The sequence below is a fragment of the Kribbella jiaozuonensis genome, assembly GCF_005233875.1.
Lineage (GTDB): Bacteria > Actinomycetota > Actinomycetes > Propionibacteriales > Kribbellaceae > Kribbella > Kribbella jiaozuonensis.
Genome location: NZ_SZPZ01000007.1, coordinates 523,299 through 545,863 on the forward strand (window position 1 = coordinate 523,299; position 22,565 = coordinate 545,863).

Annotated in this window: 23 protein-coding genes; 10 read left to right on the forward strand and 13 right to left on the reverse strand. The window is 68.4% G+C overall.

What is annotated here, in order from left to right; all coding sequences use genetic code 11:
* Positions 1 to 76: 76 nt before the first annotated feature.
* Together FDA38_RS41015 and FDA38_RS41020 are read right to left on the reverse strand one after the other, a co-directional pair.
* Positions 77 to 367, reverse strand: a complete 291-nt coding sequence (locus FDA38_RS41015) for a twin-arginine translocase TatA/TatE family subunit (RefSeq protein ID WP_130439214.1) — start codon at positions 365 to 367, stop codon at positions 77 to 79.
* Positions 368 to 424: 57 nt separating this feature from the next.
* Positions 425 to 616, reverse strand: coding sequence for a hypothetical protein (locus tag FDA38_RS41020; protein WP_137259574.1), 192 nt, complete (start codon positions 614 to 616; stop codon positions 425 to 427).
* 165 nt (positions 617 to 781) lie between these two features.
* Between FDA38_RS41020 and FDA38_RS41025 the strand changes: the two genes are divergently transcribed.
* Complete coding sequence (locus FDA38_RS41025; protein ID WP_137259575.1) at positions 782 to 1,972, forward strand: winged helix DNA-binding domain-containing protein; 1,191 nt, start codon at positions 782 to 784, stop codon at positions 1,970 to 1,972.
* Here FDA38_RS41025 and FDA38_RS41030 read toward each other — a convergent pair.
* Both FDA38_RS41030 and FDA38_RS41035 read right to left on the reverse strand, forming a co-directional pair.
* Positions 1,969 to 2,940, reverse strand: a complete 972-nt coding sequence (locus FDA38_RS41030; protein WP_137259576.1) for a helix-turn-helix transcriptional regulator — start codon at positions 2,938 to 2,940, stop codon at positions 1,969 to 1,971. The two genes, FDA38_RS41025 and FDA38_RS41030, sit on opposite strands and share 4 nt — an antisense overlap.
* Positions 2,937 to 3,893: a helix-turn-helix transcriptional regulator gene (locus tag FDA38_RS41035; RefSeq protein WP_137259577.1), complete on the reverse strand. Its 957-nt coding sequence runs from the start codon at positions 3,891 to 3,893 to the stop codon at positions 2,937 to 2,939. The genes FDA38_RS41030 and FDA38_RS41035 overlap by 4 nt, the downstream gene beginning before the upstream one ends.
* Positions 3,894 to 3,991: 98 nt before the next feature.
* Between FDA38_RS41035 and FDA38_RS41040 the strand changes: the two genes are divergently transcribed.
* Both FDA38_RS41040 and FDA38_RS41045 read left to right on the forward strand, forming a co-directional pair.
* Complete coding sequence (locus FDA38_RS41040; protein WP_137259578.1) at positions 3,992 to 5,092, forward strand: DUF3866 family protein; 1,101 nt, start codon at positions 3,992 to 3,994, stop codon at positions 5,090 to 5,092.
* A 31-nt stretch (positions 5,093 to 5,123) separates the two neighbouring features.
* Positions 5,124 to 5,588: a hypothetical protein gene (locus tag FDA38_RS41045; RefSeq protein WP_137259579.1), complete on the forward strand. Its 465-nt coding sequence runs from the start codon at positions 5,124 to 5,126 to the stop codon at positions 5,586 to 5,588.
* Between the two features lie 30 nt (positions 5,589 to 5,618).
* Here the strand turns inward: FDA38_RS41045 and FDA38_RS41050 are convergent, their stop codons facing one another.
* The 3 genes from FDA38_RS41050 to pafA all read right to left on the reverse strand — a co-directional run bounded on the left by FDA38_RS41050 (position 5,619) and on the right by pafA (position 9,431).
* A complete protein-coding gene (locus FDA38_RS41050) occupies positions 5,619 to 6,590 on the reverse strand; it encodes an FKBP-type peptidyl-prolyl cis-trans isomerase (protein ID WP_137259580.1) in 972 nt (323 codons plus the stop codon).
* Positions 6,591 to 6,731: 141 nt separating this feature from the next.
* Positions 6,732 to 8,018 carry a GNAT family N-acetyltransferase gene (locus FDA38_RS41055; RefSeq protein ID WP_137259581.1) on the reverse strand — a complete coding sequence of 429 codons (1,287 nt, stop codon included), beginning with the start codon at positions 8,016 to 8,018 and terminating at the stop codon, positions 6,732 to 6,734.
* Positions 8,019 to 8,069: 51 nt separating this feature from the next.
* Positions 8,070 to 9,431: a Pup--protein ligase gene (gene pafA, locus FDA38_RS41060; protein WP_130439232.1), complete on the reverse strand. Its 1,362-nt coding sequence runs from the start codon at positions 9,429 to 9,431 to the stop codon at positions 8,070 to 8,072.
* A gap of 143 nt (positions 9,432 to 9,574) precedes the next feature.
* Between pafA and FDA38_RS41065 the strand changes: the two genes are divergently transcribed.
* From FDA38_RS41065 to FDA38_RS41090, 6 genes are all read left to right on the forward strand, one after another.
* Positions 9,575 to 10,474 carry a hypothetical protein gene (locus tag FDA38_RS41065; RefSeq protein WP_233715222.1) on the forward strand — a complete coding sequence of 300 codons (900 nt, stop codon included), beginning with the start codon at positions 9,575 to 9,577 and terminating at the stop codon, positions 10,472 to 10,474.
* 51 nt (positions 10,475 to 10,525) lie between these two features.
* Positions 10,526 to 11,449, forward strand: a complete 924-nt coding sequence (locus tag FDA38_RS41070) for a hypothetical protein (RefSeq protein WP_137259582.1) — start codon at positions 10,526 to 10,528, stop codon at positions 11,447 to 11,449.
* A 5-nt stretch (positions 11,450 to 11,454) separates the two neighbouring features.
* Positions 11,455 to 12,369 carry a hypothetical protein gene (locus tag FDA38_RS41075; protein ID WP_137259583.1) on the forward strand — a complete coding sequence of 305 codons (915 nt, stop codon included), beginning with the start codon at positions 11,455 to 11,457 and terminating at the stop codon, positions 12,367 to 12,369.
* A gap of 88 nt (positions 12,370 to 12,457) precedes the next feature.
* Positions 12,458 to 13,111, forward strand: coding sequence for a response regulator transcription factor (locus FDA38_RS41080; protein ID WP_233715223.1), 654 nt, complete (start codon positions 12,458 to 12,460; stop codon positions 13,109 to 13,111).
* A gap of 7 nt (positions 13,112 to 13,118) precedes the next feature.
* Positions 13,119 to 14,495 (forward strand): sensor histidine kinase, encoded by a 1,377-nt coding sequence (locus FDA38_RS41085; protein WP_137259585.1) that lies wholly within the window; start codon positions 13,119 to 13,121, stop codon positions 14,493 to 14,495.
* A gap of 49 nt (positions 14,496 to 14,544) precedes the next feature.
* The gene (locus FDA38_RS41090; RefSeq protein ID WP_137259586.1) at positions 14,545 to 14,898 is read left to right on the forward strand and encodes a response regulator transcription factor; all 354 of its coding nucleotides are present in this window, start codon (positions 14,545 to 14,547) and stop codon (positions 14,896 to 14,898) included.
* Here the strand turns inward: FDA38_RS41090 and FDA38_RS41095 are convergent.
* The 3 genes from FDA38_RS41095 to FDA38_RS41105 are packed head-to-tail and all read right to left on the reverse strand — an operon-like array spanning position 14,895 to position 18,039.
* Positions 14,895 to 16,172: a sugar ABC transporter permease gene (locus tag FDA38_RS41095; protein ID WP_137259587.1), complete on the reverse strand. Its 1,278-nt coding sequence runs from the start codon at positions 16,170 to 16,172 to the stop codon at positions 14,895 to 14,897. The two genes, FDA38_RS41090 and FDA38_RS41095, sit on opposite strands and share 4 nt — an antisense overlap.
* Positions 16,169 to 16,942 carry an ATP-binding cassette domain-containing protein gene (locus FDA38_RS41100; protein WP_137259588.1) on the reverse strand — a complete coding sequence of 258 codons (774 nt, stop codon included), beginning with the start codon at positions 16,940 to 16,942 and terminating at the stop codon, positions 16,169 to 16,171. The genes FDA38_RS41095 and FDA38_RS41100 overlap by 4 nt, the downstream gene beginning before the upstream one ends.
* Complete coding sequence (locus tag FDA38_RS41105; protein WP_137259589.1) at positions 16,939 to 18,039, reverse strand: sugar ABC transporter substrate-binding protein; 1,101 nt, start codon at positions 18,037 to 18,039, stop codon at positions 16,939 to 16,941. Before FDA38_RS41105 ends, FDA38_RS41100 begins: the two co-directional genes overlap by 4 nt.
* Before the next feature lie 188 nt (positions 18,040 to 18,227).
* Here FDA38_RS41105 and FDA38_RS41110 point away from each other — a divergent pair, with 188 nt between their 5' ends.
* On the forward strand, positions 18,228 to 19,874 hold the full coding sequence (locus tag FDA38_RS41110) for an APC family permease (protein ID WP_137259590.1): 1,647 nt from the start codon (positions 18,228 to 18,230) through the stop codon (positions 19,872 to 19,874).
* Here the strand turns inward: FDA38_RS41110 and FDA38_RS41115 are convergent.
* Genes FDA38_RS41115 through scpB form a run of 3 tightly spaced genes read right to left on the reverse strand, consistent with a single transcriptional unit; the run spans position 19,871 to position 22,546 of the window.
* The gene (locus FDA38_RS41115; RefSeq protein ID WP_137259591.1) at positions 19,871 to 20,206 is read right to left on the reverse strand and encodes a hypothetical protein; all 336 of its coding nucleotides are present in this window, start codon (positions 20,204 to 20,206) and stop codon (positions 19,871 to 19,873) included. The genes FDA38_RS41110 and FDA38_RS41115 overlap by 4 nt on opposite strands.
* Positions 20,207 to 20,238: 32 nt before the next feature.
* Complete coding sequence (locus FDA38_RS41120) at positions 20,239 to 20,973, reverse strand: pseudouridine synthase (RefSeq protein WP_137259592.1); 735 nt, start codon at positions 20,971 to 20,973, stop codon at positions 20,239 to 20,241.
* Positions 20,963 to 22,546 (reverse strand): SMC-Scp complex subunit ScpB, encoded by a 1,584-nt coding sequence (scpB, locus tag FDA38_RS43585; RefSeq protein WP_325053148.1) that lies wholly within the window; start codon positions 22,544 to 22,546, stop codon positions 20,963 to 20,965. The genes FDA38_RS41120 and scpB overlap by 11 nt, the downstream gene beginning before the upstream one ends.
* Positions 22,547 to 22,565: the final 19 nt, after the last annotated feature.

Below are 22,565 nucleotides of genomic sequence, written 5' to 3' on the forward strand. Positions count from 1 at the left end.
TGGGTCCCTCGGGCGACGGTCCTGCTTGTCCTTCCGTCGCCCGAACTTCACCATCGACACAGGTGGGGCGTTCGGCTCAGTTGGCGGTGTGGGTCGGCGGCAGGCCGTCGCCCGGCGCCTGGCCGTTCACCTGGTTCGGCTGAGCTGCCTGGGCCTGCGGGGCCGGCTGCTGCGCCGGAGGCTGCGACGCCTCCTGGGTCAGTTCCCCGTCCTTCTTCTTGGGGCCGACCTCCTCCTCCCAGATCTTCTTCGACTTGCCGAGCTGCTTCACGAGTGCCGGCAGCTTCGCCGATCCGAACAGCAGCACGACGATCGCGAGGATGACGAGCCACTCTGCGCCTTGGGGCATACCGAGGAGCGGTGCCATGTCGATCTCCCTTTCCAACATCAACTCGAAGCTCGAGCCTGAGTTCGTGGCCGAATACTACGCCGGAGCGTGCGCTTCCTCGCGGGTCTGTCCAGACCCGGTGGTGGACTGCGCAGCGTCCAGCTTGGACTGGGCGGCGACCAACTCACGCGTCAGTGCCTTGGCCTGGCCCCACAATTTCTTCGCGAGCAGGGCGAGGACGAGTATCCACACCGCCACCACCGCGAGGAAGAGCAGGAACCAGTACATACCCAGGAGCCTAGCCGGTTCCCGGCGATCGCCCACGCCCGCCGGGGCGTCTCTGCGGACAACGGTGTCGGAACGTGATGGTAAAACCGAGTGTCTCCGCAGTGTGACAGCGCGGGACAGCTGGTACGACAACGGCTTCAGGATCGGCCGGGTGAGGGAGCAAGGATGGCGCGGATCGGCGTCGATGAGCGGCGGGCACGGCTCGGGCGGAGGCATCGGCTCGGGGCGGACTGCCAGGCGGCCGACCCGGTCGAGGCGGCCGCGTCGATGGTCGCCCTGCACGCCACCGATCCGGCCACGGTGCACCTGAGCGTCGCCGCGCGCGTGCCAGGGAGTGATGTCGCAGGCACGGAGCGTGCGTTGTACGACGATCGCTCGCTGATCCGGATGCTCGGCATGCGCCGTACGGTGTTCGTCGTACCGACGCCGTTTGCGCCGGTCGTGCAGGCGGCGTGCACGGACGACATCGCGGTCAAACAGCGGAAGCTGCTGGTCAAGCACCTGAACGAGGCCGGGGTCGCGGAGGACCCTGAGGCGTGTGGGCGCTGGCTGGCTGCCGTGGAGGAGTCGACTGCGACCGCGCTGGCGCTGCGCGGGTCTGCGACGGCGCAGGAGCTGTCCGCTGACGAGCCGCGGCTCCGGACGAGGCTCAGCATGGCGGTCGGCAAGACGTACGCCGCTCAGCCGTACGTGACGAGCCGGGTGTTGTTCCAGCTGTCCGCAGAGGGGCGGATCGTGCGTGGACGGCCGCTGGGGACGTGGCTGAGCGGCCAGCACCAGTGGTCGCCCTCGGCCGACTGGCTGCCCGGCGGGCTCGGCGACCGGCCGGTGGCGGAGGAGGCGCGGGTCATGCTCGCGCGCGCCTGGCTGGCGTCGTTCGGCCCGGGTACGGCGGCTGATCTGCAGTGGTGGGCGGGGTGGACCGGCGGGCAGACGAAGAAGGCGCTGGCAGCGGTCGAGGCGGTCGCCGTGGATCTGGATGGGCAGGTGGGCTACGTGTTGCCCGGCGACGAGGCACCCGAAGTACCTGTCGAGCCGTGGGTCGCGTTCCTCCCCGGCCTGGACCCGACGCCGATGGGCTGGAAGGAACGTGACTGGTTCCTCGGCCCGCACAAGTCCAAGCTCTTCGACAACACCGGCAACATCGGCCCCACGATCTGGGCCGACGGCCGGATCATCGGCGGCTGGGGCCAACCCGAGTCCGGCGAGGTCCGCTACGAACTCCTGGAAGACGTAGGCAGCGACACCACCACCCTGGTCGAGTCCGAAGCAGCACGCTGGACCAACTGGCTGGCCGGCGTCCGCGTCACCCCCCGCTTCCGCTCCCCCTTGGAGAAGCAGCTAAGCCAGGGTTAGTCGTCGTACGCCGATAGCGCGTCGCGGGCGGTGGCGGCGATCTGGGTGCTGAGGTCGGGTGGGTCGAGGACTGTTGCGGCGCCGCCGAGGCGGAGGACGAGGCGTTGGAGCCAGGCGGTGTCGGCGACGCGGAGTTTGACGATCAGTGAGTCGTCGGGGCCTTCTTCGACGGACTCGTTCGGGTAGTACTCGGCGACCCAGCGGGCCGGTGGGGCCAGCTTCACGGTGGCGAGGAGGTCCTGCTCGGAGGGCTGGAACATACCGTTCGAGAGGTCACGCGGCGTGGCCTCGGGCGGTGGCTCGCTCGGCAGGTCCAGGAGCTTGACCGCGGCGATGCGGTCCAGGCGGAAGAGGCGGACGTCCTCGGCCAGGCGGCACCAGGCCTCGAGGTACGTGCGGCCCTCCGAGACAACCAGTCGCATGGGGTCCACGTCGCGCTCGGTCGTCTCGTCGCGCGACGGTACGTCGTACGTCAGGTGGAGCCGCCGCTTGCCGGCCAGGCCGCGGTTGACGGTCTCCGCGATCTCCGGTGCGGCCGGCTCGACGTGGACGTGTGCGACTGAGCCCTCGCTCGCCGCAGCCGCCTCGCCCGCTGCTCGCTCCAGCTTGGCAATCGCCCGGTCGACCGCGTCCCGGTCCGTGCCGGCCGTCACCTCGCGCAGCGTGCGCAGCGCAGTCAGCAGCGCCAGCGCCTCAGCCGCGGCCAGCCGCAGCGGACGCGCCAAGTAGTCGGCGTTGTTGATGTGGATGACGCCGTCGCCCTCGGCCGCCTCGATGTCGATCTCGATCAGATCGCCCATCTGCGCACCGGGCAGGCCACAGAACCACAGCACCTTCAGGTCCGCGATGATCTGCTTCGGCCGTACGCCGAACTCCTTGGCCACATCGTCGACGCGCGCGCCGTCGTTCTCCCGCAGGTACGGCACCAATGCCAACAAGCGCTGCACCTGGTCACGCGCATTGCTCATGCCCCGGCCACCGTCCGCAGCCGCCACAGCACGCCGTCCAGCACGTCTCCAGGTCCTTCAACGACCGCATCCGGCCCGTACGACGCGATCTCCTCGGCCAGGACGGACGAGTCGGCGTACGGGACGTGCAGCAGGTCCCAGCCTTCTTCGTACTCCTCGATCGCGTTCGCGCGACGACGCAGGCTCACACAGGACCCGGTCCGTGCCCGGACCTTCGCCTCGGAGGTCGGACGCGGCGGAGCCAGCTCTGTCACCAGCGAGCGCAGGTCCGTCCCCTCAGGCACTGTGAACGCGCCCGGCTCCCCCACCGTCTTCACGTTGCCGCCGATCCGCGACATCCGGAACATGCGGGTGGCCTGACGGTCACGGTCGCGACCGACGACGTACCAGCGGCCGTGCCACGACACGATGCCCCAGGGCTCCAGCGTCCGCGTGGTCGGCTCCGACGCACCACTCCGCAGGTGCTGGAACCGGACTACCTGCCGCGCCACGACAGCGGACCAGAGTGGGTCGAAGGCCGGCTCGGACGCGCCGACGTGCGGCTCGATGGCGCTCAGCGCGGACTGGTCGGTCTGGATCCCGGCCGCCTTCAGCTTCAACACGGCCGACGTGGTGGCCTCGGACAGACCGGCGTGCTGCCAGACCCGCGCGGCCACGCCGAGCACAGCGGCCTCGTCCGGCTCCAGGTGTACTTCGGGGAGCTCGAAGACGTCGCGGCGGATCCGGTAGCCGACCTCGTCGGAGAAGAACTTGTCGATCGTGCCCATCTCGATCGGGATGCCGAGATCGCGCAGCTCGTCCTTGTCCCGCTCGAACATCTTCTCGAACGCGTCGTCGGTCTGGCCGGCGTACCCCTCGACGACCTCGCGGATGCGTTCCTTCGTCACGTAGGTGCGCGCGACCAGCAGGCAGATGACCACATTGAGCAGTCGCTCACTCTTCCGCGCCGACACCCGACCACCTTACGGCCTCCGGGCGTCCAAAACCCGCCTTTCCGCACCGAAACTTCGAACACACCTTCGACGCGCTGAAGACACGCTATGGTCGCTCCGTGATTCGCTGGCGGGACGGTGTGGTGGCGCAGGTCGGCCGGAGCTGGGCCGGGGCAGTTGAGCTGACTGTGACGGTCGGTGCGCAGACCGTGCGCGCCCTGGCGTACCCGGACCTGGTCGGTACGCCGGTGCCGGGCGACCGCGTGCTGCTCAACGTGAGCGCGCTGGACCGCGGCCTGGGAACAGGTGGGTACGCGCTGGTCGTCGCCGTACCGGACCGGCTGCCGGAGGACCCGCCGGAGCGCGGGCACCTGGTCAAGGCTCGCTACACGCCGCTGCAGGCGATGGTGCTGGGCGCCGACGAGCAGGACTCCCCCGACCACGACGTACTGCGAGACGCGGACGACCTCTTCGGTACGCCGGTTGTCGTCGCGGACCTGCACTCCGCGCTGCCTGCGGTGCTGGCGGGTATCTACGAGGCTCGGCCGACCACGCGGGTCGTTTACGTGATGACAGACGGCGGAGCGCTCCCCCTGGCGTTCTCGCGGAACGTGGCGACGCTCCGGGACGCCGGCTGGCTCAGCGGGACCGTGACCGTCGGCCAGGCGTACGGCGGGGACCGGGAGGCTGTCACCGTCCACACCGGGCTGTTGACGGCAGTGCAGGTCCTGGCCGCCGAGGTGGTCGTCATCACGCAAGGACCGGGCAATCTGGGCACGGGCACGCGCTGGGGCTTCTCCGGCGTGCAGTCAGGCGAGGCGGTGAACACAGTCGGCACGCTGGGCGGCCGGGCCGTCGCGTCGCTCCGGATCTCCGAGGCCGACCCGCGTCCGCGTCACCGGGGCATCTCGCACCACAGCCTGACCGCGTACGGCCGCGTGGCGCTCCAGCCGGCGGACGTCGTCGTACCGGACCTGCCGGGCGACTTCGGGGACGCCGTACGGGATGCGGCCGAGCCGTTGAAGGCCCGGCATCGGGTGGTCCGTGTCGGCGTGGACGGGTTGTACGAGGCGATGGAGGCGGCGCCGGTCAAGCTGTCCACGATGGGCCGCGGCCTGGACGAGGACCGCGCGTACTTCGAGGCCGCCGCCGCGGCGGGACGGCATGCGGCGGGGCTGGTGGATATACCTCCACCCGGAGTGGGGACGCAGTACTCCTGATCCCGCGGGCCTTCGCGGCCACGCTGGGAGCATGAGAACGATTAGTCGGGTTGAACCGCCGCTGACCGCCCGGTCCGCGACGATGATGTGGTTGCTGGCGGTCGGCGCCGGGGTCGTGGAGACTGTGGTCCAGGTGGGGCTCGCGCTGGCCGACGACGTCTCGACGTCCGCGATCGTCGGGCAGATCGCAGTTCGCGCGGTCATCTACGGCGCGCTGTTCGTGATCATCGACCGGTACTTCCGGCCGGGTGTGCGCTGGTCGCGGTACCTGCTGGCCGGCGTACTCGGGACGGTCGGCGTGGTCTCGCTGGTCACCGAACCGATCGGCTGGCTGATCGACAACGGCGACTTCACCACGATCGACTGGTCGGTCAGCTTCGTCACGATCGCCGCGCTCCGCGCCGTCCACCTCACCGCGGTGATCAGCGCGCTGTTCCTCACCTTCCACCGCGACACCGCCCGCTGGTTCAACGCCGAAGGCCGGTCTCCCAGGTAGGAGAGACCGGCCTTCGATGAGGAGCTGTGACTACTGGCCCGTCTGCTTCGGGGCCGGGAACGCGTTCAGGATGTCGATGACGGCGAAGGCGTTGACCGTCTTGCCGGCCTGGTCCTTCGACGCCGGAAGCTCGACCAGGACGCGGCTGCCGACCGGTACGCCGGCGAGGCCGTCGAGGGCGCCGGTCTGGCCGGTCGCACTCGGGCCGACCTGGAGCTGGTCGGTCGGGGCGCCCGGCTGGGCGGGGCTCTGCGCGGTGGCGGGCTGGCCGTCCCAGGTGCTGGCCTGCTTCTTGCCGGTGTAGTCGTACACGACGTAGCGGCCGACCAGCTGGCTGGCCTTCTCGATCGGCTTGCCCTTGCCGAGCGCGAACACGACCGGCTTGCCCGGCTTCGCCGGCGGCTTGGTGCCGGCCGCGACCGTCACCTTCGGCTCGGCGTTCAGCGGGCCGCTGACCGAGATCTTGGTCGGCGTCGAGGGGGTCACCGGGTTCGCGTCCAGCGGGGTGTCGTTGGCGGCCTCGCCGACCAGGTCGACCACGAAGATCAGCGTGTCGTCGCCCTTGATACCGGCGTCGGTGTTGCCCTGCTCCTTGTAGCCCTTGTCGGCCGGGATCGACAGCAGCACGCGGCTGCCGATCTTCTTGCCGACCAGACCCTCGTCCCAGCCGGCGATGACGCCGCCGACCCCGATCGGGAACGACGACGGCGCGCCGCGGTCGTAGGAGTTGTCGAAGACCTTGCCGTCGCGCCAGATCTGGCCGAGGTAGTTCGCGGTGAGCAGCTCGCCCTTCTTCACCTCGGGACCGTCGCCCTCCTTGAGGACCTCGGTCACCAGGTTCTTGTCCGGCTCACCGTCGCGGTGGGTGACGGTCGGCTTCTGACCGAAGTCGGAGGTCACCTTGACCCCGGCGGCCCCGAAATCGTCCTTCTTGTCCGATCCGCACGCCACCAGGGACGACCCCAGCGCCGCAACCACGACCAGACTCAACAACTTGCGCACGAAACCAGCACCTCGAACCATCCCGGCGCGATCCGCGCCGCTAGCCTCCGGTCAACAACGCCGCCCACCCTAGCCTGGGGGTTCAACCGGGTGGGCGGCTGGCTGCGTCACCGTTGAGTCACACCACGTACAGTCACAGGCTCAGAAACCGACGGCGTTGTGCGGTGCGCGCTCGGTTCGGAGTACTGCGTCGAGCCGGGACACCGCGCCTGGTGTGTGTTCGTCGATGCGGCCGGCGTGGGACAGCTCACTCGCGCGGACCCCGCCGAGGTACATCGAACCCAGCTCGGCAATGCCAAGGGACAGGTCTGCACTCTGGTCAGTGGCTGTGCAGGTGGCTCCATCCGGTGCTGCGTCCAGACGCCAGCGGCCAGAGCCGAACAGGTCGTCCGACACGTCCAGTACGAGCGAATCGGTCGCGGCGTACGTCCGAGCTTCCAGAGCTCCTTGTACGTCGAGGATGCGCTGCCACAGGTTGTCCCGCGTCCGGGTGAGCTTCAACGCCCGCGGATTGGTCAGCATCCATCGCAGAGGCTCGTCGACCGGCCGGCGTGCAGCGACCACGCGCTTGGTGAGGTCGAAGTCGAGCAGCAACCCCCACAGCGCCCGGTACGCATCAGACGTCAGCGCCTCGAACGCTTCCACCTGCAGTACGCCGGCCTGCGCCGGATCCGGCGACCATGGCAACCGGAAGATCGCAGCGCCGTCCACTGCACGCGTAGCATCACGATGCACCAGGTGATGCGCCCGCCCCGACCCGTCCGCCGGCAACGCGCCCGACGGGAGCCCGTCCCACTTTCCTGGCAGCGGACTGATCTCCCCCACGCGCTGCGCCCGCACCTGCTCATGCAGCACCGGCCACACCTCCCCCGCCACCACACCGTCCACCAACTCGAGCTCACCCGAGTCCGTGAACTCGGACCGGAAAGCGACGTCGGTACGCCGTACCTCCCAGCGGTGCTGGAACGTCGCCGGCGAGAACCCGTACCGCCCGTAGATCGTCCCCTCGCTCGCACTGAGCCCGGCCAGGAACTCACCACGCTCCCGGCAGTCCGCCAGCATCGCGGACATGATCTTCCGCAGCAGCCCGCGCCTCCGGTACGTCGGAAGCACCGCCGTCGAGGTCACTCCGCCGAGGTCCAACTGTCGCCCACCCGGGACGGTGACCTGCACCGACACGATCGCTGATCCACCTGCGATCTTGCCGTCGACGAACGCTGCCTGCGGACGGATCCAGTCCGCCTGGAGCTCCTCGGCGTACCGCTCGAGGTCGGCCGGGCTCGGCGGGACCTGCGGTGGCCAGGCGGCCGTTCCGGCGTACCAGGCCGAGGGCTCGGGCTCCTCCTGCGGGAAGCCGTTCACGTACGGCAGGACGCGCAAGTACTCCAGGGACTCGGCCGCGGTGATCGGCCGGATATCAATCGCCATGCGCCCTTTCTAAGCAGCGCATGGCGACGAGGCACTCTATTTAGTGATCACCTACATGCTGGCGATCAGCTTCTCCACCCGCTCGTCGTGGGACTTGAACGGGTCCTTGCACAGCACGGTGCGCTGGGCCTGGTCGTTGAGCTTCAGGTGCACCCAGTCGACGGTGAAGTCGCGGCGGCGCTCCTGCGCGCGCTTGATGAACTCGCCGCGCAGCCGGGCCCGCGTGGTCTGCGGCGGCACCGACTTGGCCTCGAACACCCGCAGGTCGTCGACGACCCGGGTGACGGCGCCCTTGCGCTCGAGCAGGTAGTACAGCCCGCGCGGCCGGTGGATGTCGTGGTACGCCAGGTCGAGCTGCGCCACCCGCGGGCTGGCCAGACCGAGGTTGTTCTGCGCGCGGTACCGCTCGATCAGCCGGTACTTGATCACCCAGTCGATCTCGCGCTCGATCCCGGACATATCGCCGGACTCGATCGCCTTCAGCGTCCGCTCCCACAGCGACAGCGCCCGCTCGACGGCCGGCGTCCCGAGCTCGCGGCGGTCGACGAAGTCGCGCGCCTTGGTCAGGTACTCCGTCTGGATGTCCAGCGCCGACGCCTCGCGGCCGTTCGCCAGCCGGACCTCGCGGCGGCCGGTCATGTCGTGGCTGATCTCGCGGATCGCCCGGATCGGGTTGTCCAGGGTCAGGTCGCGCATCACGATGCCGGCCTCGATCATCCGCAGCACCAGGTCGGTGCTGGCCACCTTCAGCAGCATGGTGGTCTCGGACATGTTCGAGTCGCCGACGATCACGTGCAGCCGGCGGAACCGCTCGGCGTCCGCGTGCGGCTCGTCGCGAGTGTTGATGATCGGCCGGGACCGGGTGGTCGCGCTGGAGACCCCTTCCCAGATGTGCTCGGCCCGCTGCGACACGGAGTACACCGCGCCGCGCGGCGTCTGCAGCACCTTGCCGGCGCCGCAGATCAGCTGCCGGGTGACCAGGAACGGGATCAGCACGTCGGCCAGCTTGGCGAAGTCGCCGTGCCGGGAGACCAGGTAGTTCTCGTGGCAGCCGTAGCTGTTACCGGCCGAGTCGGTGTTGTTCTTGAACAGGTAGACGTCGCCGAAGATGCCTTCGTCGTGCAGCCGCTTCTGCGCGTCGACCAGCAGTCCCTCCAGGATCCGCTCACCGGCCTTGTCGTGCGCGATCAGGTCGGTGACCGAGTCGCACTCACCGGTCGCGTACTCCGGGTGGGAGCCCACGTCGAGGTAGAGCCGGGCCCCGTTGCGGAGGAAGACGTTGCTGCTCCGCCCCCAGGACACGACCCGCCGAAAGAGGTACCGCGCGACCTCGTCCGGGGTCAGTCGTCGCTGCCCGCGGAACGTACAGGTCACGCCGTACTCGTTCTCCAGACCGAAGATTCGCCGGTTCACATCACCCACACTACGGCGCGGTTCCGACAAGCGGGCCAGATCTCAGGCGCGCCGTCGTCCGGCGTTACCCCTTTGATGCACCTTCGCGACGCAACAATCAGCTGTCCGCCCGCATCGAGTTGGTTGCGAGGAAGGACTTCTACATGACCAAGAACAGGCGGGCGCTCGGCGCGATCGCCACCGGAGTGCTGGCCGCCGGCACCCTGGTATCCACACCGGCCACAGCCAGTACGACGAGCCAATCGGCAGTCTGCTCGATGCGACTGGGCTCGATCACCCCGAGTGGCGACCACACCCAGCAGACCATCACCGCGACCCCGTCGGCCGGCGCCCGCCAGGTCGGCCCGAAAGACCTCTATCCGGACGGCAAGGCACACCTGCCCACCGCAGTCCGCACCGAACTCGTCGTACCGGCCGGCGAAGAGCGCACCGGTCTGGCCGTCGTCGGCGTGCAGCTGTACGGCACCAGCTACATCACCGACGGCACCGGTACGGCGATCGTGCCGGGGACTCTGAAGCAGACGCTGGTCGGTGGCGGCTGGGACGACCTGCACAAGTATGTCGAGCTCAGCCGGTCCAATGCCTACTCGTTGATCAACCAGTTCACCGACGGGCTGATCGCCCGGTGGACGGTGACCTCGAGCGGCTGGAGGTACTACACGACGTTCGGTGGCTTCAAGGCGGTCAAGACGATGACGCTGATCGGTCAGGGCAGCACCTACGACACCTTCCTGGCCACCACTAACGGCGGCGCGCTCTACACCGTCAAGGTGCAGACCGGCTCCGGTAAGCCCGTGGTCACGAAGGTGCGCACCTCGACGTGGCAGAGCTTCGAGACGCTGATCGCGGAGAAGTGTGGCAACTACGGCACCCTGCTGCTCGGTATCGACAAGGACACCGGCTCCGGCTACCTGTACGCCGTCGGCCACGCCAACGGCGCAGCAACCGTCATCAAGGGCCTCGGCAAGGTCCCGACGACCTTCCCGGCCACGGACTCGTACTTCCGCTACTACACCGCCGGCACCAACCTGACGGGCGCCTGACGGATGCAAACCGGTCTACCGGGTCGTCCAGCGAGCCCTAGCCTTTCGGCCATGACGAGACTTCGGATCGCGGCGGGGATGCTCGGCGCGACGATGGTGGCGGCCGCCCTGGTGCCCGGGTCGGCTCAGGCCGCGAGTGCACAGGCAAGCGCGGCCTGCAGCCTCACCCTGGGCACGGTGACGGTGCAGGGCGATCACAAGTTCCAGACGATCACGGCGACGTCACCGGTGACCGCCGGCACACCTGTCGTCCGCCCGAAGGGGCTGTTCCCGGTGGACCAGGTGCGGCTCGCGTCGTCGCTCGGCTGGGAGCCGGATCCGCCGTCGGCCATGCTCAGCCGCGGCTACGTGACGATCGGGACCGACCTGTACCGGTTCAGCTACGCCATCGACAACAGCACCGGTCAGCTCGACCCCACGTCGTACGTGAAGTCGAGGGTGGGTGGCGGCTGGATCCATCAGACGTACCTGGATCAGTCGACGTTCTACGGAACCCGCACCCGCACGAACACCTATGCCCTGCAGGACGACGTGATCACGCGCTGGACCGTGGAGGGATCGGCCTGGCGCAACAAAGCGGCGTACAGCGGGTTCTCGGCGGTGAAGACGATGGCGCTGATCAGCCAGACCGCCACGTACGACTCCTTCCTGGCCAACACCAGGGGTGGGGCGCTCTACACGATCAGGATCCCGGTGAGCGGCGCCCCGGTGGTCAAGAAGGTGCGTACGTCGACCTGGCAGGCCTTCGACACGCTGATCGCCGAGAGGTGTGGCAAGCAGAGCACTCTGCTGCTGGGCATCGACAAGGACACCCGCACCGGCTACTTGTACGCCGTCAGCCACGCAAACGGCACCGCTACGGTCATCAAGGGTCTGGGCAAGGTGGGCGACCAGCTCGTCGGGCCCGAGGACAAGACGTACTTCCGATACTTCGCCGGCAGCTCTGAGGCCGACGACCTTCTCTACGGGGAGTGAGCAGGATGAAGAAACGTGCAGCTGGGCTGCTGGGGGTAGTGATGGCTGCCGGGGCGCTGGTCCAGGCCGCACCGGCGAGTGCTGGTACGACGGCGCCACCGCCGTTCTGCCAGTTGGCGCTGGGCTCGACGACGAGCGGTGGGGACCTCATCCTCCGGGTGCTGTCGGGGACCGTCCCGCCCAGCGCCGGCGCGAGCACCTGGGGCGGCAAGGACCTGATGCCGGACAACCAGATCAAGGTGGCCGGTGGGCTCGGTCTCCAGGTCAACGCCGACCAGTCCGGAGTCAGCCGGCGTCAGTACGTCGTACTGGGCTCCACACTCAACCTGCTCACGTACGACGTGAAGGGCTTCAGCGGCGAGGTCGATCCGGCGTCGGTGAAGCGGACGCCGGTGGGCGGCGGCTGGGGCGACGCGCGGTACATCGAGAACTCCCGCTACAACATCGGCAACAAACTGGCCCGCAACAGCGCGTACGCCGTCATCGGTGACAACATCCTGCGCTGGACCGTCGACGGCACGTCGTTCACCCGCAAGGCGACGTACGCCGGGTTCAGTGCGGTCAAGACGATGACGCTGATCAGCCAGACCGCCACGTACGACACCTTCCTCGCCAACACCCGCGCCGGTGCGCTCTACACGATCCGGATCCCGGTGACGGGCAAGCCGGTGGTGAAGGTCGTACGGCGGACCACCTGGCAGGGGTTCGACGCGCTGGTGGCCTCCAAGTGCGGGACCGGGACGATGCTGCTGGGCGTCGACAAGGAGACCGGAGCGCCGTACCTCTACACGATCGGGCACGCCAACGGGACGGCGACCGTGATCAAGGGTCTCGGCAAGGTGCCGCGCACGTTCGGTGAGGTCGCCTACTCGCGGTACTACGACGACACCCAGGACTACGACCAGCTGTCCGGCGAGTGAGGCCGATTGTCTGGTGAGTTTCCGGTGCCACACTGGAACTCACCAGACTCAGCTGGGCGATCGAGGGGCAGACGTGGGCCGGACCCGAGTGGCTATCGCAGACGACGACGTGCTGTTGCGCGAAGGTCTGGCCAGTCTGCTCGAGCGGTCCGGCTTCGCCGTGCTCGGTACCGCGGGCAACGCCGAGGACCTGCTGGAGCTGGTACGACGCGAGGGGCCGGAGCTCGTCATCGTCGACATCCGGATGCCACCCGGTCTCTCGACGGAGGGGCTCGACGCGGCCGACGTCATCCGCCGGGAGCACCCGGAGACCGCCGTACTGCTGCTGTCGGCGCATGTGGAGGTCGAGCACGCGCTCCAGCTGATGGCTGCCGGGCAGGGGGTCGGCTACCTGCTCAAGAGCCGGGTGACGGACGTCGACGAGTTCCTCGAGAGTCTGCGCCGGGTCGCGCGCGGCGGGTCGGTGGTGGATCCGGCGCTGGTCCGGGAGCTGGTCGACGCCCGGCGCCGGCATGACCCGCTGGCCGCTCTCAGCGAGCGCGAGCGGGAGGTCCTCTCGCTGGTCGCCGAGGGCCGCTCGAACGCCGGTGTCGCGCGGCGGCTGTGGGTTGCCGAGGGCACCGTCGAGAAGCACGTCCGCAGCATCCTCACCAAGCTCGACCTGCCCGAGACCGACGACGACCACCGCCGTGTGCTGGCCGTACTCACCTACTTGGACGGCGTGCACCGCCCGGCGACATGAGGGCGACGTGATCGGCGGAGTCGCCCGGCGGGTGCTGGTCGCGAGCGGGCTGTTGATGGTGCTGGTCGGCTCCGGGTTCGTGGTGCTGCTCATCTCGGTGCAGGGACTGCGCACGTCGGAGCACCAGGCCCGGCACACCGCGACTGTGCTCACCAGTGCGCATCAGGTGGAGCGGCTGGTCAGCGACCTGGCAACCGGCCAGCGCGACTTCGTGATCACCGGTCAGGAGAAGTTCCTGCAGCCGTGGCAGTCGGCGCAGGCACAGCTGCCGGCGCAGACCGCGGCGTTGCAGCAGTTGGTTGCCGGCAGCCCGGATGAGCTCACGCGGGCGGAACAGGTGAGCCAGAGCGTCACGTCGTACCTGCATGACTACTCGATGCCGGAGATCGAGGCTGCGCGTCTCGACCCGGATGCTGCTCGGACCGAGGCTGCTACTGCCGAGGGCGCGCAGCGGGTGGCTCAGATCCGCTCGGTGCTCGACCAGCTGATCGGCTCCGAGCAGCAGTTGTCGGTGACCGAGCAACAGCACTCGGACTCGGTCGCCAATCAGGCAGTTCTTGCCGCGGTCGTCGGGCTGGCCGGTTCCGTTGTACTCATCCTGGGCTTCACGATCTACCTGACCCGCGCGATCGTGCGGCCAGTGCGTGTCACGGCGGCGATGGCGAAGCAGCTCGCAGCGGGCGACCTCGGCGTACGCGTGCCGGAAACGGGCGTCGGTGAGATCCGCACGCTCGAGCGTACGTTCAACACGATGGCGACCTCGCTCGGCGCGGCGAGTGCCGACGTGGCCGCGTCGCGAGCGCGCATCGTGCGGTCGGCGGACGAGACCCGGCGCCGGATCGAACGCGATCTGCACGACGGGATCCAGCAGCGGCTCGTCTCGCTGACCCTCGACGTACGGGCGATCCAGGCGGACACCCCGGTCGTGGAGCTGGACAAGGTGGCCGACGGGTTGGCGTCGACCCTGGACGAATTGCGAGAGATTGCCCGAGGCATCCATCCCGCGATCCTGTCCGAGGGCGGCATCGGCCCGGCGCTGCGGATGCTCGCGCGCCGGTCGAAGGTCCCGGCGGAAGTCACGGTCGGCTTCACGACCCGCCTCCCGGCGCCGATCGAAGCAGCCACGTACTACGTCGTATCCGAAGCACTCACCAACGCGGCGAAGCATGCCGACGCGTCCGTCGTACTCATCGAAGCCGACGTTGCGGACGGCAAGCTGCTACTGCGAGTCCGCGATGACGGACGTGGCGGCGCGGACCCGACAAGGGGCTCCGGGCTGATCGGGCTCGACGACCGGGTGCAGGCTCTCGGTGGCACGTTGCTGGTCGACAGCCCAACAGGAGCAGGTACTACGCTCTCGGTCGCGCTGCCTATCACCGTGTAGTACAGGCAGCAGGAATGCCACCGCGTTGTGTGCCTGCAATGCTTGGTCCATGCGGTGCCTGATCGTCGACGACAGCCGGCACTTCCTCGATGCGGCGCGCGGTCTGCTCGTGCGCGAAGGCGTCACAGTCGTCGGTACGGCGACGTCGGCCGCCGAGGCCGGTGAGCTGGTCGAGGACCTGCGGCCGGACGTCGTACTCGTTGACATCGACCTCGGCGAAGAGAGCGGCTTCGACCTGATCGCACACCTGCGGTCGGCCAGCTCACCGCCGCCGATGATCCTGATCTCCACGCACGCCGAGCAGGACTACGCGGACTTGATTGCCGCGAGCCCTGCGATCGGCTTCGTGCCGAAGACGAACCTGTCCGCCGCCGCGATCCAGCGGCTGCTGGACCGGGTCTAGGTCGAGCGGCCGCGGCGTACCACGGCGTCGAATCCAGCAGCCAGCAAGAGGACTGCGCCGGTGACGACCCACTCGTAGCCCGACGAGTTCGAGCCCTGGATCAGGTCGCTCATGCCATTGATGATCACGGCAACCACCAGGCCGCCGAGTACGGCGTCGATCATCCGCCCGCGGCCGCCGAACAATGACGTACCGCCGATGACTGCTGCGCCGACTGCCAGCAGCAGGGTGTTCCCGGCGCCTGCGTTCGACTGCACCGACTGCAGGAGCGACGCCGCAACCACGCCCGAGATGGCCGCCATACCGGAGCAGATCACGAAGACCGAGATCCGGATCCGCGACACCACGACGCCGGCGCGACGAGCAGCCTCCTCGTTGCCGCCGACGGCGTACACGTGCCTGCCGTAGCGGGTGCGGCTGAGGGTGAAATGCCAGATCACGAACAACAGCACCAGCAGTACGACGGCCCACGGCTCGCCCTGGGCCTTGTTGCTGAAGAACGCGTTGGTGATGAGGTTGCGGTTGATCCCCATCTCGTACGTGAACGCGCTGCCGAGCAAGGCGACCGCAATCACCTTCGCCACGATCACGACGACCGGCGTCGCAGGCAGTCCACTCTCGCGTCGTCCGCGCGCATCGATCAGCTTGACGGCGGCGTACCCGAGAACGAAGATCCCCAGCAGCGTCCAGCCCAGCCAGATCGGCACGAAGCTGTTCTCCAACGAGATCAACGGTGAACCGGTCGGCAGGATCACCGAGCCCTGGCCGCCGATCAGGATCAGCGTCAGCCCCTGGAACGCCAGGAACGTCGCGAGCGTGATCACGAACGACGGAATGCCGGCCCGCGCCCGCAACCACCCCATCACGAACCCGATCACCAGCCCGGTCGCAAGACCTGCGAGTACGCCGATCCACCACGGCTGCCCGTGCCGCAACAACAGCACGGCCATGATCGCCGAGCACAGTCCACCGGTCGTGCCGGCGGACAGATCGATTTCGCCGAGCAGCAGGACGAAGACCAGCCCCATCGCCATCACGATGATCGGGGCGGCCTGGATCACCAGCGCCTCGAGGTTGTACGCGCTCAGGAATCCTTGGTGCACGATGGCGAAGAAGGCGGTGATCACGACCAGTCCGACGATCGCCGGAGCCGATCCGAGCTCGCCGCCCCGCAACCTCGCCAGGTAGTCGCGGATATAGGCGCTGAGCGGACCCTGGACGGGCTTGCGGTGAGATGTCTCGTCGGCGACCGCCGGTCCGGCCTGGGCGTTCACTGGGTCGCTCCCCTCGACTCGGCCGGCAGTCCGAGTTCACCGGACCGGCCACTGGTGATCAGCTCGACGACCTGGGTCTGGGTCACGTCCTTGCGTCGTACCTGGGTGGCCATCCGGCCCAGGAACAGGACGGCGATCGAGTCGGCGACCTGCATGACGTCGTTCATGTTGTGCGAGACCAGTACGACGGCGACGCCGCGATCGGCCAACCGGCGTACCAGGTCCAGCACCTGCTCGGTCTGGGCGACGCCGAGTGCCGCGGTCGGCTCGTCGAGGATGACGATCTTCGAACTCCACAGCACCGACTTCGCGATCGCCACCGTCTGCCGCTGGCCACCCGATAGGCTCGCGACCCGTTGGCGGACCGACCGAACCGTCCGGACCCCCAACGAGGCAAGGGTTTGCGAGGCGAGCTTCTCCATCGTGTTCTCGTCGAGCGTACGCAGCCGGCCGACGCGTTCGCGGCCGAGGAACATGTTGCCGACGACATCGAGATTGTCCGCCAGGGCCAGGTCCTGGTGGACGATCTCGATGCCGAGCCGCGCCGCGTCCCGCGGTTCGTGCAGCTGCTGCGGCTCACCGTCCACCAGGATCTCGCCGGCGTCGATGCGGTGGATACCGCCGATGCATTTGACCAGTGTCGACTTGCCCGCTCCGTTGTCGCCGACCAGGGCGGTCACGTCGCCGGCCTCGGCGCTGAAGTCGACTTCCGACAGCGCCACGACCGGACCGAACGACTTGCCGACGCCTCGCAGTTCGAGTGTTTTCACGGGGTGTGGATGCCGTTCTCGTTGCAGAGCTTCACGAGCGCGGGAGTCGGGCACACCGACGCCGCCGTCTCGTAGCCGTCCGTCACCGGCAGCGCCACGTTCTTCTTGGTGATCACCGTCGGATCGGCCAGGTACGACGGGACCTCGCGCCCGCTGGTCGGGTCCTTGATCGTGGCCGGGGCGGTCGGCTTCTGGCCGGACAGGATCTGGCCCGCGAGCTTGATCGCGACATCGGCCTCACCGGCGACCGGCTTGTAGATCGTGAAGCACTGAGTGCCGGCCATCACGTTGTCCAGACCGCCTGCAGTGGCGTCCTGTCCGGAGACCGCGACCTTGCCGGCCAGACCCTGCGACTTCAGCACGTTGATGACGGACTGCGCCATGGTGTCGTTGGCAACCATCACCGCGTTCAGGGTCGGGTTCTTGCCGAGCATCGTGGTGAACACGGTCTGCGCGGTCGCCGGGTCCCAGTTGCCGGTCTGCTCGCCGAGCTTCTTCCAGCCGGCCTGCTTCGACAGTACGGAGTTGTAGCCCTGGGCAAACAACGTCGCGTTGTTGTCGGTCGGCGCGCCGTCGATGTCGACGTACCCGACGGCAGCCTTACCCGCGACCTGCGGGCACGCGGTCAGCGCCGTACCTTGGTCCTCGCCGACCTTCACGTTGTCGTACGACACGTAGTACTCCGCCGTACCGCCGGTGGTCAGGCGGTCGTAGTCGATCGCCACCACGTTGTGCTGCTTGGCCAGCGACTCGATCGCCTTGCCGGAGCCGGAGTCGAGGTTCGTCACCAGCAGGACGCCGACGCCCTGGTTGATCAGCGCCTGGGCCTGGGACTCCATCGTCGTCGCGCTGTTGTTCGCGTTGTCGATGTAGCAGGTGAGCTTGTTCGCCGTACATTGCTTGCGCAGCTCGTTCGGATCGGCCGAGACCCAGCGGGGCGAGGACGCCGTGTCGGGAAGCAGTACACCGACCTTCGTGTTCGGCGGCGGCGTGGTGCTGCTCCCGGACGAATTGTTGTTGTTATTGCCACAGGCAACCAGACCCGCCATCAGTGTCAGGGTGAGTCCGGTCAGCGCGACAGCTCTTGGTGTTCGCATGGTGCGTCCTTCGTGATCGCCGCAGGGTTCTCTCCTGCCCAGCATGCGATCGCCGCCGCGTCCCGTCGTCGCAGCAGGCACCCAACTCCGTTGCCGGTCAGTGGGTAGCTGGGGTACCGGCTGGCAGGGGTCCGGGACGGCGGACAGCTTCACTGCACCACCGGACGGCGCGGGCCATGGTACTGAGTATGGCCACATCTGCAGCAGTACCCTCCGCTCGGCAGAGCCGGCCGGGCCTGAAGCGTGACATCGGCTTCGTCGGTCTGATCTGGGCGTCCGAGGGATCGATCATCGGCTCCGGCTGGTTGTTCGGCGCGCAAGGCGCCCTGTCCACCGCCGGCCCCGCGGCGATCATCTCCTGGGTGATCGGCGGTACGGCGATCCTGATCCTGGCGCTCGTGCACGCGGAGCTCGGCGGCATGTACCCGGTCTCCGGCGGTACGGCGCGCTTCCCGCACTACGCGTTCGGCGGCGCGGCCGGAGCGTCGTTCGGCTGGTTCTCCTGGTTGCAGGCGGCAACCGTCGCGCCGATCGAGGTGCTGGCGATGATCACCTACGGCCAGCACTACTCGTTCGCCAGCGGCTGGCTGAAGACCAAGAACGGCCAGCACATCCTGACCGCGTCCGGGATCGTGGTCGCGGTGTTGCTGATGGCCGCGGTCACCGCGATCAACTTCCTCAGCATCCGGCTGCTCGCGCGGACCAACAGCGTGGCGACGTGGTGGAAGGTCGGCATCCCGCTGCTGACGATCTTCGCGCTGGCCGTGGTCCAGTTCCACGGCAGCAACTTCACCGCCGCGGACGGTTTCAACCCGTACGGCGCCAAGGGCATCCTGTCCGCGGTGTCGACCAGCGGCATCATCTTCGCGCTGCTCGGCTTCGAACAGGCCGACCAGCTGGCCGGCGAGAGCAGCAACCCGCGGCGCGACATCCCCCGCGCGGTGATCGGGTCGATCGTGATCGGTGCGGTCATCTACATCCTGCTGCAGATCGTGTTCATCGCGGCACTGCCGAAGGACCAGATCCAGGGCATGTGGGCGCACGCGGCGTACACGACGATGACGGGGCCGTTCGCGCAGGTTGCGACGTTGCTGAGTATGGGGTGGTTGGCAACGATCCTGTACATCGACGCGGTGGTTTCGCCTGGTGGGACAGGGCTGATCTACATCACCGGGAGTTCGCGGGTGTCGTACGGGCTGAGCCGGAACGGGTACGTGCCGTCGGTGTTCGAGCGGACCAACAGGCGCGGCGTACCGTGGGTCGGGCTGATCACCGCGTTCATCATCGGGTGCATCTGCTTCCTGCCGTTCCCGAGCTGGCGTTCACTGGTCGGGTTGATCACGAGCGCGAGCGTGCTGATGTACGCCGGTGCGCCGTTGTCGCTCGGGGTGTTCCGGCGCCGGCTGCCGACCGCGCATCGGCCATACCGGTTGCCTGGGGCAACGTGGTTGTCGCCGTTGGCGTTCGTGGTCGCGAACCTGCTGATCCTGTGGTCCGGGTGGATGACGGACTGGAAGCTCGGCGTGGCGATCCTGCTCGGGTACGTGATCCTGATCGCCAACCGGGTCTTCAAGCTCAACCCGATCATGCCGCAGCTGGATCTCCGCGCGGCGCAGTGGTTGCCGGCGTACCTGGTCGGGATGGGGCTGATCGTGTATCTGAGCGACTTCGGCCCGTTGAAGCACCCGTGGTTCCCGCTGTGGTGGGACATGTTGGTGACGGCGGTCTTCAGTCTGGTGATCTACTTCTGGGCGCTCGCGGTCGCGTTGCCGGCCGAGCAGATCCAGCGCATGGTCGACCAGGTCGTGCTGCCCGAGGAAGCCAACCTGGGCTAGTGGGTCGCCGCCGGCTGGTCCGAGGGGTCGTGGCGTTCGCCGTCGCGGGCGGTCCAGCCGGTGGTGTCGGACTCGGCGCCGACCTCGGAGACGTGCCAGACGACACTGCGAATGCCGGGGCGGTCGACCGCGCCCTGGTCGAGCATCGCTTGGTGGTAGCTGCGCGCGCTCGTCTCGTCCTCGTACACCTGGATCATGTGCCCGTCCTGCGTCCAGGTCCCGTGGACGAAGCCGGGCAACGCGATCTTGCTTGCCGCCATCAACGGGACCTGGTCACGCAGCCCGTCGATCAGCTCCGGATCGATGTCCCACACCCCGATGACTGCCCACATGACGTCCTCCCCTGGTCGGGACCAGTCTGGGGCTAGAGGTCGACGAGGTCGAGGAGTTGGCCTAGTTCTTTCTGGTTGAGGTCGCGGAGTTCGCCGGTGTGGAGGTTGCCGCGGCGGACCGGGCCGATCGCGGTACGCGTGAGGCGCTTGACCGGGTGGCCGACCGCGTCGAACATGCGGCGGACGATGCGGTTGCGGCCCTCGTGCAGGCTCATCTCGACGAGGGTGCGGCCGGGGACGGTCGAGACGATCTTCACCGTGTCCGCGCGGGCCGGGCCGTCGTCGAGCTCGATGCCGTCGAGGAGGGTTCGCAGTACGCCGGGTTTGACGTTGCCGTCGACCTCGGCGACGTACGTCTTGGAGACTTCGTACGACGGGTGCGCGAGACGGTGGGCGAACTCGCCGTGGTTGGTGAGGAGCAGAAGCCCTTCGGTGTCGGTGTCGAGCCGACCGATGTGGAAGAGGCGCTCGGGGCGGTCCTGCACGTAGTCGGTGATGCAGGGGCGGCCTTGCGGGTCGGACATGGTGCTCACGACGCCGCGCGGCTTGTTGAAGACGAGGTAGACGTTCGCACTCACCGGCGGGATCCGCTCGCCGTCGACCCGGATGACCGCAGTCTCAGGATCCACCCGAACCCCGAACTCCGTCACCACCCTGCCGTCAACCTCAACCCGCCCCTCCTCGATCAGCAACTCAGCATTCCGCCGAGAAGCCACCCCCGCCCGAGCCAAAACCTTCTGCAACCGAACCCCACCCTCATCCCCCATCCCGCACACCCTCACCCTGCGTCAAAACACCCAAGTCGCCTTCCACATCCACGTCGTACGCCGAGCCCTCCGCAGCCGGCTCGGCATCGCCGGCAGACTCCACGCCCGCCTCCTCGACGCCCTCCGCCTCTGCGATGTCCTCCGCCTGCTCAGCGTTCTCCGTCGAGTCGACGTACTCCGCCTGCTCGAACTCCGCACCAGCCGTCGGTGCGTCATCCACCTCGGCGCCAGCCTCCTGCGCGTCGTCGCCGCTCGCGTCGTGCATGCCGACCGTGTCCTGCGCCAGCTCGGGGTACTCGGCCTGGGCGTCCGTCGCGTGCTGCGCCGGCTCGGCGTACTCCGGCTCCGCCGCGTGGTCGGCGTACTCCGGCTCCGCGTGCTCGGCGTCGTCCGCCGGTTGCGTCAGGGCGGTTTGTTCCGACTCGTCGGGCTCGGGGGTTTCTGTGGAGTCGGCGTCCTGGGGAGAGTCTTCGGCTGTTGTGGAGGTGGCTTCGTCTGGTGAGGGGGCGGGTGGGAGGGATTGGGCGGCTAGTTCGTCCTCTATGTCGTCCATGTCGGGGAGGTACGGGGCTAGCTCGGGGAGATCGTCGAGGGACTGCATGCCCATGCGTTCCAAGAAGTACGTCGTGGTGCGGTACAGCGTGGCCTGGGACTCCGTGTCGGCGCCTGCCTCCTCGACCAGCCCGCGGGCGACCAGCGTGCGCATGACGCCGTCGACGTTCACCCCGCGGATGGCGGACACGCGCGCCCGGCTGACCGGTTGCTTGTACGCGACCACAGACAAGGTCTCCAGCGCCGCCTGCGTGAGCCTCGCCTGCTGGCCGTCGAGGACGAAGCGTTCGACGTACGGCGCTGCCTCGGCGCGGGTGTAGTACCGCCAGCCCCCGCCCACCTCACGCAGGTCGAACCCGCGCCCCTGCTCGGTGTACTCCTCCGCCAGCGTCCCCAGCGCATTCGCAACATCCGTGGTGGGCCGCCCGACAGCCCGCGCCAACGTGAGCACCGGCAACGGCTCGTCTGTCACCATCAGGATCGCCTCGATCGCCCGCCGCATGGTGTCGTCATCAACAACAACCTCATCCCCCACCGGCACCTCAGTCTGCCCCGGCGGCAAATGCTCCTCATCCACCAGCACGCCGCCGGCCGACCCCTCCGCGTCAGCCGCCTCCTCCGCGGAGCTCTCCGCGTCGGCCGCATGCTCCTCGGCACCGACCTGCTCGTCCTCGGCAGCCTGCTCGTCCGCCTGCGCGGAGCCTGCTGCCTCAGCCGCGTGCTCCGTCACGCCCTCGGCACCGACCTGCTCCTCCGCAGTTACCTGCTCGTCGGAGGCATCATCCGCGTCGACCTGCTCGCCCACCGAGCCGTCTGCGTCCGTCTGCACGTCTGCCGCCTTCTGCGCGGAAGCGTCAGCAGCAACTTGCCCGTCTGCGGCGCCGTCCCCGTCGAGGTGTTCACCCGCGGCATCCTCCGCGTCGACCTGCTCGCCTGCGGTGTCCGGCTCGTCCGCGGCGTCGTCTACGACGGACGAGTGCTCCGGCGCGGTTTCTTCCTGCGCGTCGGGAACGGCCGTCACGGCCTGCTCCTCAACATGT